This is a genomic window from Paenibacillus sp. FSL E2-0201, assembly GCF_037963325.1.
Taxonomy (GTDB): domain Bacteria; phylum Bacillota; class Bacilli; order Paenibacillales; family Paenibacillaceae; genus Paenibacillus_AQ.
In genome coordinates this window covers 3,488,675-3,500,535 of record NZ_CP150154.1, presented here as the reverse complement: position 1 = coordinate 3,500,535, position 11,861 = coordinate 3,488,675, and the positions used below count along the sequence as shown (strand labels likewise).

Below are 11,861 nucleotides of genomic sequence, written 5' to 3'. Positions count from 1 at the left end.
CTTCTTTATATAAGATTCTTTATATAAGAACTTACGTAATTAAGTAGTTCATAATTTTTTGGATAATCACTGGATTTCCGTGCTGGTACATAGGATTTCATTTTTGTAATAGCTTTCTTTTTTCTTAAGCTATGATTGGAGCATTGATATTCAGTGATTCTTGTGTTGATTGTATTCTCATAATACCTCTTAAAGTTTATACTTACAGCGTTCTTACCTTTAACCTCTTGGTATTTAAAAGCCATTTTGAAATTAGCTTTGTGCTGATGTGAGAATTTAAAAGAACTTTATCTTTATGACATAATCTACATTCTTGAAGCATCCGTGCCCCAGCTCCCTGCCGGCATGCCTTAACGGTCTATATATTTGGCACAGGCCCCTCAAAAAAAATAACAGAACCCTTAAAGCACTTTAAGTGTTCTGTTCATTAATATATTCATTTGACATATTTAATTGCATACTTGTCAAGAAGCATTTCGGATTTGTTCAATTGCTTAATTCCTTCTGCCTTCTTTTTTTCACCTGCATTGAATTTGGACCAATTTATTTTGGTCGTCTTCAAGCTGTCCCGCATTATAGTGAACCCTTCCAGTTGGAGTTTTGCTCCTGCCAGATAGTAGGTATGTATTTCTTTCAACTCTACATTATTAGCTTTGAGGTTTTTCAACCCGGATACAAATTTTGTATAATTGGGCAATACAGTATTGTTTAAAGTAAGAAAGAGTGTTTTTCTGGTTGAATCGTTCAGGAGTCTATTTTGATTTAACGCAGTTATGGCTTTCTTTTCATAGCTTCCTAATGGCTGCAACTGCTCAATGTAATCTTCCAGATCCTGTAACATAATTTCTTCGTGTGTAGGTTCCTTTATAACTACCGGTTTAGTTGGTTCAGGAATGACTGTATAATCATCCACCACTTGAACAGTAAATACATAAGGTTCAAACTTTTCTCCAATATTGACAGTTAAGGTAGCATTCCCTTTATTTATTGCATGAAGTTCAGAAACCCATTGCGTTTTTCGTACGACCTTGACAACATTCTCATCTGAAGAGATTGGAGTGAAGTCATGTTCCGTAACGTCTGCATCGGTCCAGTCAGTGATGGCTATTTCGTATGACTTCCACTCCCCAACTCTTATCTCAGCAGGTTTGGTCACTTTGACAATGTCGGATCAGGCTCCCATATATATGATATTGAACTCCATCGTTAACAATTAATCTATTATAATTTCGATTCACCATACGCTAATTGTAGTTATTAATACCCTGAAATAAATCTTGTTCATTACTTCATCCCCTCAGTTAAATTGTTAAATCATAAATCTTCAAGACTTGGTCTCATTTTATCAAAAAGAATGTTGGTTTGATTGCTTTCATGTAACCCAGACCAAAGAAGCGCCAAAGACATTAAGATGTTCATCGACGCTTCAATTAACAACGTGCTGTAGAAGCAAACTTTTAATAAGGTTAATTATACTTTCTCACTTGACGTACTCTTCCAATTACAGCCAGCATCAGCAAAATAATTGTGGCTAGCAGTTAATACGGATATACACCTCGATAGCTTGCCATTCCCTGACCATATGCCTAAAGCTACAGCTAGTGTTGATACAAACAATCCGCCTACTGCCATGGCCGTTACCCTTTCCCACTCACCTGCGACAAGAAAATGAATCATAGCCCCGCTGCCTGTCAAATAAGCAACAATGATTCCAGCCAGCCACAATACAATAAATTGATTCCGAACTGGATGCATGGCCGTAAAAATCAATTGATGGGTACGGTAATACGTTTCATTTGTGCCCATTGCCGACCAAATCAGAACTGGCCAAACCCAGGTAAGGGAAAAACAAACACTAATACGGACTCCATCGGCAACACTAAACCTAGTACGATCATAACCAATGCTATCAAGTACCACCATAAACGAAACCTTTAAGCATAAGACGCAGTTCCATCGCTAATGTTTTGACATAGCTGGATTGCCCTTGTGTATTCGTATAAGGAGTTAACTTTATTTCAATGTCATTCCTATGTACAGGCTTAGTTACAGGTTCCTTATCATATCCATAAAGTAAAATATCAGTAAATCGCTTATCCTGCTCAGCAAGTGGCCGTTCAAAGTTAATACCGATCAGTTTAGCCAATTCTCTGATCTTTACAACAGGTCCACAGTTAGTACCCGCCCATAAAAGCACAGCTCCTTTTTTAAGCGAGAGTTCAGTTGCGACCATACGACTTGGATCTATATCACCAATAACAGTGCCTGTGCCATTACATGTAGGGCATGTTGGAGTGCTTTCTAGTAAAGACCAAGTGCCGTCTTTCTCCTTGGCCTCCCCAATATTCGCATACAATGCCGAAAGATGTTCTAACACTCCAGTAATTGTACTAACAAGGGATCCTCTTTTGGCGTTAAACTTTTTATGGGAAAGAACAAATTCTAATTAACCCCCCCCCTTTGGCTGTTTGCTCGATACCCTTTAATCATACCAATACTTGGTCCTGTGTGAATATTTCCCTTAGAACTATCCTGCCCCTTAGTTGAACAAAGGGCTACCTCTTCTCGGCAGCCCTCTCATTATTGAACTATAGTGTCCCGTTAGTTCAACGTCAATCTAACTTATGAATCGAATACTTCCCTATTTGCTTTAACAACATTTTGAATGGAAAATCACCATCTGAAGCTACCAGTTTTCCATCACCTTGGCACGTAGAAATGGTGCTTTTTCTTTATTCGCTTTAGTTAAGGCTATTTCTAGTTCCTCTTTTGTAAGTTCGGTGCAGTACGCCGGAGTTCCAGGTTGTTGTCTCTACGAATCGCTTAAAGAACCGCTATCTACGGCATCGAAGCCTAGTTGGTTTGCTACACCTCATGATGATTTTTTTATGGGATAGGTCATTGCCAGCGACCGCTATAGCGATGCGTCCATCCGTCCCCTTCAGGAGTCCCATGATGCTCTAGCGTATAGGCTAAGAAATTGTTGAATGCTTTAATGATTGGTCTTCCTAAATGACGCTCTTGGGACTAGATGGAATTCTGCTGTTCCAGCCATCTCAAAATCGCTTTATTTGATTCCTCCGGCTTTTCTTCTTGGATCCAATGACCGCAATCCAGATTGACCACTTCCACGTTGGGCACGAACTTTGTCAGGTTTTCAGACTTCGCAACCATATCCCGTTCGCCGTAGATCATGAGGGTCGGCTGCTGGATGATTGGGTTCACCTCCGCCAATAAGTGCCAGTTGCGGTCAAGGTTCCTGTACCAATTTATGCTGCCCGAGAACCCTGATGTTTCAAAAGCGGAGACGTAAACGGCCAGCTCGCTTTCGCTCATTACGGGCTCACCGAGCGGTGTTTCCGCGTTGGCGAGATTGATCAACGCCATACCTGGCTCAGGTGCTCTGAGAGGCTCGTTCTTCCGGTACAGGTTACGAAGGAACCTGTACGTATTGTCTTCGAATACGGCGTCCGCGACGCCTGGCTGTCGATTGAAGTGGACGAAATAGAAATTACCGCCAAGTATTTCTTCCATGAACTCGATCCAGGGTTTTTCTCCGCGCTCTTGGTAAGGCAAGCTCAGATTTATCACTTTATTGACGCGGTTTGGATGCAACAAGGTCAGTCCCCAAACGACGAATGCACCCCAGTCATGACCGACAAAGGTAGCGTCTTCGTATCCGTAGTGATCGAGAAGGGCGACGAGATCACCCGACAAGTGTTCAATGTCATAGTCTGTTACTTCGGTCGGACGGGATGAGTTGCCGTAACCCCGCTGGTTGGGGACGATGACATGGTAGCCCGCTGCAGCAAGTGCGTCCATCTGATAGCGCCAAGAAAAGGCATGCTCTGGCCAGCCGTGGCAGAGTACAATAGGTTTTCCTGCGTTCTCTCGGCCTGCTTCAAACACTTCGAGTTCCACACCGTTGACTGAAATAAGGGTGGGTTTAGGAAAATTGGTTGAATTAAACATTGAATTAATACCTCCTTCTTGTGATACATGTAGTATAATGGATAAACGGTGACATCTTATTGTCACCGTTCTGAAATCATGTAAAAAAGAGGGCAACTATGGACAAAGTGGAGAGACTCATTTCAATTATCATGATATTGCTGAAAAAAGAGGTTGTTGCGGCAACGGAATTCTCACAACTATTCAATGTCTCCAAAAGAACGATCCTTCGCGATATGGAAACATTGGGCTTATGTAACATCCCCATCTACTCTGTCATTGGGGTCAAAGGCGGCTTCGGCATAATGGATGAATACAAGGTGGATAAACGCTTATTAAGCAGCTCCGATTTACAAAATATATTAACTGCGCTGGGTGGATTGGAACAAATTCTCTTTACCGAAGAAGTTGAAAGAACGATAAAAAAAATAGAGGCAATGGTTAGTCCATTGTCTCTTAATCGTTCCATTCAACTATCGTTTTATGATTGGGAAGGTCGGTCCGAAATTCTTGAAACCGTAAAGACATGTCAAGAATCCATAACAAAGAGAAGGCTGGTTTCGTTTAATTATACAGATAAAGACGGGGCTGTAACGGATAGAATGGTTGAGCCCTATGAGCTGCATTTCAGCGAATCGAGTTGGTACTTGAAAGGATTCTGTTTACATCGACAGGGATCTCGAACATTCAAGTTATCCCGGATCGATCATATTTCTATGGATGAACGCGCGTTTCATCCAAGAGACGATTGGTCTGAGCAAGGACACGAAGCAAGTTATCTACCGCAATTCGTCACCATTAAGGCATGGATATCGCCTAGCATAAAAGATCAAATCATCGAAAGGTATGGTCGAAAAAGTATTGAAGACCATGGTCCTGGACTTTTATTAGCAACCATATATGTCCCTCAAAATTATATGGGATTTCAACTTTTAGCAAGCTTCGGCACTCATCTAAAAGTTGTAGAGCCCAAAACCTACGTTGATGACTTTCGAAATTATTTATCTCAAATGATGGAGAACTATTCCTGATCAAAGTCTCGTCTCGGCCTATATGACCTATTTCACATGAGTTGGGGCTTTACGCGTTTCTTCATAGATTTAGCATCGAAGCTTCAACCTTCAACTCAACTCTTCGCCGCTACTTATAGTAAGGTTCAGCGCGAATAATCTTCAACTATCCTGCCCGTTAGCTTAATGAAGCGCCCGCCAGTCTAATACTTTATTTTCTCAGTCTAAATCTATATTTTATTTGGACAACTTCTTGCAAATTGTATATTCATCACAGGGCAAAAAACTGATCAAAAAAAATAGCCCAATTCAAAACAAATCTTCAAACAGAAAACCCGCGCTGGACGCGGGTTAAATACCATTTGCTTATGCTCATTGCTGATGATTGTCAATATTTATTCACGAACCAATTTGTCAGTCCATGCAAGGAGACCGCCGGTCATATTAATAACTTTAAATCCCTTAGCGTTTAGAAGCTCACAAGCCATTCCACTGCGATTACCGCTGCGGCAGATCACGATTGTTTCACGTGCAGGGTCAAGTTCGTTCAGTCTCAGATTCAGTTCACCGAGCGGAATATGCTTAGCCCCTGCAACATGGCCTTCCTCCCATTCATCGAGTTCACGAACATCGAGTATCGATAAGGATTCTCCTTGATCAAGACGTTTGGCTAGTTCAGTAGATGTTATTTCTTTAAAAGTCATGTTGTATTCATCCTCCTGGTGATTGATTTTCTTTAGTCTCACGTGCTCATCTGCTTTTAACAAGTAATTCCACGGCTTCTTTGACCATTTTTCCTGGATCGGGATTACCCTTGGCTTGTTCTTCTAAAATACATAGTTGCAAATTCTCCGCTACAATTTGAGCAAGGGCTCTGTCGGAGGCGTTGCGAACCGCGGACAACTGTGAAACAACCTCTTTACAGGACTTGCCTTCTTCCATTAATCGCAGCACGCCGCGAATCTGTCCTTCGATCCTGCGCAAACGGGTTTTAATCTCATTTGAATAATTATAATCCATATTTGTTCATCTCCTCGTATAAGCAATACCTGTATAGGTATAGTATAGAGCAAAACAAATAAATATACACCTGTAAGATCCATAGTCATCGTGCAAGCAACGAGCATCACTCTTGTTCCTTCGCATAATTAATATTCCACCATTGCTCAACTAAGGATTCCGGACCAAATCTTAACAGAGGTTAAAGCGATAAGGATGATTAAAGCATATCTAAGCACCTTTACATTTATTTTAGCGCTTATTTTTGAGCCCAATGGCGCACCGATTAAGCTGCCAATGACTGTAAATAGTGTCGGCCATAACGGTATAGCTCCTCCGGTAATTTTACCAACTACTCCGCCAATGGCTGAAATAAAGACTATCGCCAGTGAGGAAGCAATAGTCGTCCGTGCTGGAATATGGAGCAGTGTGAGCATGACTGGAATCAGAATAAAAGCTCCTCCAGCGCCCACAATACCTGAAACGATTCCAACTATTAAGGCGGATATAATCGCAATCAAGGTATTAAATTGAAGCTCCTCCCCGTTTTCTTCCGTTCCCTTGCCTGGTATCAGCATGAGAATCACGGCGATGACAGCCAGAATACCATAAATAAGTTACTTTATCCCTACGATCTTTCTTGGCCACCACTAGTCCTACACATTAATGGAGAGTTTATAATCGTATTGTATTTCTTAGACAAAAAACTCCCCTCATTAACGGTTTATATTAAACCTGTCAATTTGAGGGGAGTTGTCCATTTCGGTAGCCTGTTCTATAACTTAAAATAGTGAAGTTACAAACTTCATCTCCGGAAAGCGGCTATCCGGCCCTTTTATTAAGACTCCATTTTGATTTTTCAGATACATATCGAAGAAATCCAGCATATAGGTATTGATAACGGAGATTGCTCTTTCAGGAGCAATCTTTCCTGTATTCCTTCACAATATCTACATAATCCTTAGCTAGCACTTCTTTCGGATAATACTCCATATAATAAGAAAGCAGGATACGCAGCTTAGCTTCATAACGCAGTTTTTCAAATGGCTGGGTTTCTCTGCTACTCATGATAGGAAACAACGGTCTTAAATTGTAAGGCGCTTCTCACACAAAGGCTTATCTGGCCCCAACTCAATTAGCCCAAGAAGGCGCTCCGCTTCGTCCCCTTTAAATTCAATTCATACGTATTCCCATGGATCCATTGGGTCAGGGTAATAATATACTTCATTCTCAGGAAAAATAATAAAGCTGTCACCTGCTTTTAGTGAAAAGAAAGCTTCTAGTGTCTCAAGTGTTCCTCTGCCGCTTTCAATATAATGCAGTGCGTATATATCGCGTACACCGGGACCCCATCTATGCATATTTGGAGGCTTATAACCGCTGAGCGTAGAACTTAGATGGTTTAGCATCGAGATACTCCTTATCCTTTTGTTCATGTCAGTAGGATTTCCTTGTAAATTATCTCACATTTCCCCAAAAATTTTAAGAACAGAAGAAGCAGAATTATAGCTATTCCTTTTGCCCTCAATTACAACCGAATGGTATTCAGTAGATTCTCATGAATCTTCCCATTAACGAAACTGAACTTAGGCATCTCGTTTACGGTAAAATACAATAGCTACTGTAATAAAGCTCAGTGTCCATAACATTGAAATACCTGTCCCTTGAATTGGTGTAAGGACACTTATTTCATCAGAGGAAGACGGGATATACATATAAGATCCTGCCGTATCCGGAAAATAATTCAAAAAATTTTTAATACTAGGTAGAAAAACTCTCGTCAAAGGACTGACAATGAAATAATAACCAAGCAGTACCACTAAAGCAGGAGTGGTTCGTCTTAATAAAGCACCTATAGCTGCACTGAGAAGTGTGGTTAATGTTAGATAGCCTGTTGCACCTATTAATGTTGTTATCATTGTGTCTATTTCAATCACTACTACTGTGTCTCTCATCATAATAAAAGTATAGAGTACACCAGATGCAGCAATAATAAATGCCACAGGAATGGTTATAATCACCAATGCCAAATGCTTCATGGATAATTGAAACCCACGCCAAGGTATCGTAATTAAAGTAGTTCGAATCTGTCCACCAGTATACTCCGAACAAGTAGCTAAGATTCCAAGAATAATGAACCCTGCTTGAAGATATCCCATAGAAGCAAGTCCTATATTCAGTATATTTTGCGTACCTGTTTCCCCTTGTACACCAACAGAAGTAAAAGCTACGGCTAAAACTAAATTTAGAATGAATGTACCCATAAGAGTGAACCATATCAATGGTAATGTAACTAATTTATCCAGTTCAGCACCAAGGATTTGTGTTAACTTTCTACTAGATGAGACACTCATGCTGCAACATCCCTCCTATGGAATACAATAGCTGCAGCAATGAAAATAACGACTACCCAGGCAAACATGACTAAACCGCCTGTGAACGGTGTGTGATATTTATCGAATAAACTGCCTGTGAACGTGTCGCTTGTAAACATAAACATTTCTGCGCCAGCCCTATCCGGTAAGTAAAACGCCAACTTTGTAACCCTATAAAGCAGGACACTAAAGGACACAACGGATGAATTTATTATAAGTACAGCAAGCGGGATGATGCCATTTTTGGTTAGCATAGTAATCCCAAGTGCTAAAAGAGCAGTAAATGTCCAGTAACAAACTGCACCGATAAGTCTGGACCATTCAAATGCAGGGGCATATTCACCAAGAATAAGATGCGTTGCTGACACAGTTGTCATAATAGCAACAATACAAAGCAGTACGCTGATCACTGTCACAGCGCCTGCTTTTGCCAGCAAAAAATGAAATCGGGATGAAACAACCGTTAAACTTGTTGTAATCTGTTGTCCTCCACCAGATTCACTGCTCTCTGTCAAATACTCACTGCTGACAGCAAGTACACCAAGAATAATGACACCTTGCACACCCATAACTAATCCGATATAGCCAACTTCTGATAGCCGTGTGCTAACTCCAGCTGTAATCTCCTCTTTTTCTGCTATACTGTCCAAGGTAGCAATGACCGCTGGGGAAATTGCTCCAATAAGAAAGGCAAGCCAAATGCCCGGCAGGGAGAACAATTTAGAAAGTTCCGCGTTGAATAATCTCATACAATATCACCTGCATTTTCAGATGTCAGGGCAAAAAAAGCTTCCTCCAGCGTGGAATGGTTAGCTATAACTTCTTCCAATGTTCCATCTGCAACGATTGTTCCATGCTTAATAATCACCACGTCATCAACCGTCTCTGCAAGCTCTCCCATTAGATGACTGGATAATAACACCGTATTTCCAGACTCAGCACGTTCACGTAAAAATGTCCGAATCCACCGAATTCCTTCTGGGTCGAGCCCATTTACGGGTTCATCTAAAATCAATATTTTTGGATCACCAAGCAGCGCAGCTGCTAATCCCAGTCTTCTCCCCATACCAAGAGAATACTTCCCAACTCTTTTCCCGGCTGCATTAGTTAGTCCTACTATTTCCAAAACTTCCTCGATACGTGAGTTAGACAATCCTGCGGCACGAGCAATCCAACGCAAGTGTGCCCGTCCTGTACGCATACGATGTGCTCCGAATCCATCAAGCGCGGCACCTACTGTTGCTAGAGGATTATGTAATTCTGCGAATGGCTTTCCATTGATTAGTGCACTCCCTGAGGTGGCGCGATCTAATCCAAGCAGGATGCGAAGTGTAGAACTTTTACCTGCTCCATTTGGACCTAAAAAACCAGTTACTCTACCTGGTCTAGCTTTAAAACTGATACCTGATAAGATTTCCCCAGTTCCGCGACGTTTGACTAAGTTATTAATTGTAATCAACCATAACACTTCCTTTCTGTTATGGTTCTAATTATAAAAAAGCAAAGTTACATCTCGGTTATCCTGCTGTTTACTTCTGGGTTAACTTTAGGTTAAGTTCTACCAATAGCTACTCTTGTCCCATCTTCATTTGATATAAAGTCAGCTTTCAGCTTCATTTTTTTCAACATATAATTCGAAGTCGATAAACCAATTCCCACTCCACGTTCATAGGAAGAGTTATTCATACCTGGACCTCTGTCTGCAACAATGATTTGTTCTTTTTCTACATCAACCACAATATTTACATATTTGCCCTCTGCTGCATGACGAAGAATATTCTGAAATAAATTATCCAGAACCCGTGTCATCCATTTAGGATCTGCTTCCCAATAAAAAGTCTCCTCTGTCGGTAAATCAACCTCGATCTGGATTTCTTTTTCTTCAAATACAGGATACCACGCAGCAACAGATGCTCTTACTAAACGACCAATATCTGTTGAAGTGGGCATAAAAGGATGTTTTCCTGATGTAAGCAATGTATAGGAAAGTAAATCATCCATTAGATCCCCCACTCTTGTAATCGTATGATTTATCTCTGTTAATGAGTTTTGTCCTTCTAGACTCATTGATTCTTTATTTAATCGGGTGACATGTCCTCGCAAAATGGTAAGTGGCGTTCGTAAGTCGTGAGATAAATTCGCTATGAGTCGATGTCGTAACAATTCCTCTTCATGTTCTCGATTGCGACTGTCTTCAAGCTGCTGAATCATCCAATTAAAAGAACTCCCTAACTGGTCTATTTCATCCATACGCTCACTTTGAACAATTATTGGTTTAGGATATGAATTAATATTAGCTGAAAATGACATGACTTCCTGTAGGCGGGTAAGGCGTTTACGAAGTCTCAAGAAGAAAATCCAAGATATTATAACAAATGCAACAATAATAAAACCAAACAAAAGTAGTACAACGTAAAATAGATTTAACGCTTTCAGCTCTTCACCATTAATTGGAGATTCAATGAAAGCAGATAAGAAAATAAGTATAATTGGAGGCAAAAAGATAAATAGAAAATGTCCTTTTAGAAAATGACGAAATAATGATTTAGTCTGTTTCATAGTTTCACCCGATAGCCTATTCCCTTCAACGTTTCAATAATCTCTGGGGAATCTGGATGACGTTCCAGCTTTTGACGTAGTCGATGGATATGTACCATTAGTGTTTTATCACCAGTTATATATGTTTCTTCCCAGATGGCTTCATAGATTTGTTCTTTTGGTAAAACTTGATTAGGGTGGCGTAAGAAGTACATTAAAATATGATGTTGCTTCCCTGTTAATATAATTTCTTCTCCTGTGCGTTTGTCAAATACCATTTGGGCTTCTATATCTACTTCAATATAATTTCCTAATGAAATGCGTTCGGAATGTGTTCCGCCACTTCGACGGATTAGTACTTCTAATCTTGCAACTAATTCATCCGTATGGAATGGTTTCGTTAAATAGTCATCGGCAAATTGTAAACCTTCTACCTTATCATCTATCGATGTTCGAGCTGTTAACAGCAAAATAGGTACAGCAGGAGCTGCCTTTTTTAATCGTTTCCCCACAGTAAATCCGTCCAAACCGGGTAACATGATATCCAAAATAACGATTCCATACTGATTCACTTCTTTTTCGGCTCCTTCACCAGAAAGCAGCCACTGAACCGAAAATCCTCGCTGTTCCAACTCTTCTTTTAGAAAGCTGCCTATTTTCTCATTATCTTCAATGTATAATATGTTTCTTTTCAAGTAACATCCCTCTTTCTAAAATGAGTTCACTATCAGACAGATTAACCCAACAGGTAAATAACCAAGAGCTTCAATAGCGGCTTCACCTTGCATTCTAATAACAACCTGATACTGATTGAGCCGGTCGTTTTACACTCCGTAGAACATTACAGAAATCCGCGAGTTCTTTCGAGAACAGTATAGATGAAAGCAAGAAAATTCCATAGTAAAAATCATTATGGAAAATGAAGGATGTTTTTGATTATGCCCGCTATCTCTCCTCACTTCTTTTACTTTGTATATTTTGAGATGGG

Annotated in this window: 14 protein-coding genes and 2 pseudogenes; 1 reads left to right on the top strand and 15 read right to left on the bottom strand. The window is 40.4% G+C overall.

All coding sequences use genetic code 11. The features are described from left to right. Window positions 1–436: 436 nt before the first annotated feature. The 4 genes from NSU15_RS15715 to NSU15_RS15700 form a co-directional block, all read right to left on the bottom strand. Window positions 437–1,156, bottom strand: a complete 720-nt coding sequence (locus NSU15_RS15715; protein WP_076121950.1) for a hypothetical protein — start codon at window positions 1,154–1,156, stop codon at window positions 437–439. A 314-nt stretch (window positions 1,157–1,470) separates the two neighbouring features. Beyond that, the gene (locus NSU15_RS15710) at window positions 1,471–1,923 is read right to left on the bottom strand and encodes a hypothetical protein (protein ID WP_076121952.1); all 453 of its coding nucleotides are present in this window, start codon (window positions 1,921–1,923) and stop codon (window positions 1,471–1,473) included. Beyond that, window positions 1,910–2,377: a hypothetical protein gene (locus tag NSU15_RS15705; RefSeq protein ID WP_076121954.1), complete on the bottom strand. Its 468-nt coding sequence runs from the start codon at window positions 2,375–2,377 to the stop codon at window positions 1,910–1,912. Before NSU15_RS15705 ends, NSU15_RS15710 begins: the two co-directional genes overlap by 14 nt. A 650-nt stretch (window positions 2,378–3,027) precedes the next feature. Further along, entirely contained in the window at window positions 3,028–3,972 is a 945-nt protein-coding gene (locus tag NSU15_RS15700) for an alpha/beta hydrolase (protein WP_339286632.1), read from the bottom strand. Window positions 3,973–4,070: 98 nt separating this feature from the next. Between NSU15_RS15700 and NSU15_RS15695 the strand changes: the two genes are divergently transcribed. Continuing rightward, a complete protein-coding gene (locus NSU15_RS15695; protein WP_339286630.1) occupies window positions 4,071–4,982 on the top strand; it encodes a YafY family protein in 912 nt (303 codons plus the stop codon). A gap of 374 nt (window positions 4,983–5,356) precedes the next feature. Here the strand turns inward: NSU15_RS15695 and NSU15_RS15690 are convergent, their stop codons facing one another. From NSU15_RS15690 to NSU15_RS15640, 11 genes and pseudogenes are all read right to left on the bottom strand, one after another. Further along, complete coding sequence (locus tag NSU15_RS15690; protein WP_076121798.1) at window positions 5,357–5,665, bottom strand: rhodanese-like domain-containing protein; 309 nt, start codon at window positions 5,663–5,665, stop codon at window positions 5,357–5,359. Window positions 5,666–5,711: 46 nt separating this feature from the next. After that, the gene (locus NSU15_RS15685) at window positions 5,712–5,981 is read right to left on the bottom strand and encodes a metal-sensitive transcriptional regulator (protein ID WP_076121795.1); all 270 of its coding nucleotides are present in this window, start codon (window positions 5,979–5,981) and stop codon (window positions 5,712–5,714) included. A gap of 146 nt (window positions 5,982–6,127) precedes the next feature. Next, window positions 6,128–6,577 (bottom strand): annotated as a pseudogene (locus tag NSU15_RS15680) (sulfite exporter TauE/SafE family protein); the annotation flags it as partial. Between the two features lie 165 nt (window positions 6,578–6,742). Next, window positions 6,743–6,895 (bottom strand): annotated as a pseudogene (locus tag NSU15_RS15675) (dienelactone hydrolase); the annotation flags it as partial. Next, window positions 6,876–7,028: a hypothetical protein gene (locus NSU15_RS15670; RefSeq protein WP_249923673.1), complete on the bottom strand. Its 153-nt coding sequence runs from the start codon at window positions 7,026–7,028 to the stop codon at window positions 6,876–6,878. The gene NSU15_RS15670 and the pseudogene NSU15_RS15675, both read right to left, overlap by 20 nt. A 110-nt stretch (window positions 7,029–7,138) precedes the next feature. Next, the gene (locus NSU15_RS15665; RefSeq protein ID WP_339286627.1) at window positions 7,139–7,369 is read right to left on the bottom strand and encodes an AraC family ligand binding domain-containing protein; all 231 of its coding nucleotides are present in this window, start codon (window positions 7,367–7,369) and stop codon (window positions 7,139–7,141) included. Between the two features lie 177 nt (window positions 7,370–7,546). Beyond that, entirely contained in the window at window positions 7,547–8,314 is a 768-nt protein-coding gene (locus tag NSU15_RS15660) for an ABC transporter permease (RefSeq protein ID WP_076121791.1), read from the bottom strand. After that, window positions 8,311–9,084 (bottom strand): ABC transporter permease, encoded by a 774-nt coding sequence (locus NSU15_RS15655; protein WP_076121789.1) that lies wholly within the window; start codon window positions 9,082–9,084, stop codon window positions 8,311–8,313. The genes NSU15_RS15660 and NSU15_RS15655 overlap by 4 nt, the downstream gene beginning before the upstream one ends. Next, entirely contained in the window at window positions 9,081–9,794 is a 714-nt protein-coding gene (locus NSU15_RS15650) for an ATP-binding cassette domain-containing protein (RefSeq protein ID WP_076121787.1), read from the bottom strand. The genes NSU15_RS15655 and NSU15_RS15650 overlap by 4 nt, the downstream gene beginning before the upstream one ends. 92 nt (window positions 9,795–9,886) lie before the next feature. Further along, window positions 9,887–10,894: a HAMP domain-containing sensor histidine kinase gene (locus tag NSU15_RS15645; protein ID WP_076121785.1), complete on the bottom strand. Its 1,008-nt coding sequence runs from the start codon at window positions 10,892–10,894 to the stop codon at window positions 9,887–9,889. Next, on the bottom strand, window positions 10,891–11,568 hold the full coding sequence (locus NSU15_RS15640; RefSeq protein ID WP_076121783.1) for a response regulator transcription factor: 678 nt from the start codon (window positions 11,566–11,568) through the stop codon (window positions 10,891–10,893). The genes NSU15_RS15645 and NSU15_RS15640 overlap by 4 nt, the downstream gene beginning before the upstream one ends. Window positions 11,569–11,861: the final 293 nt, after the last annotated feature.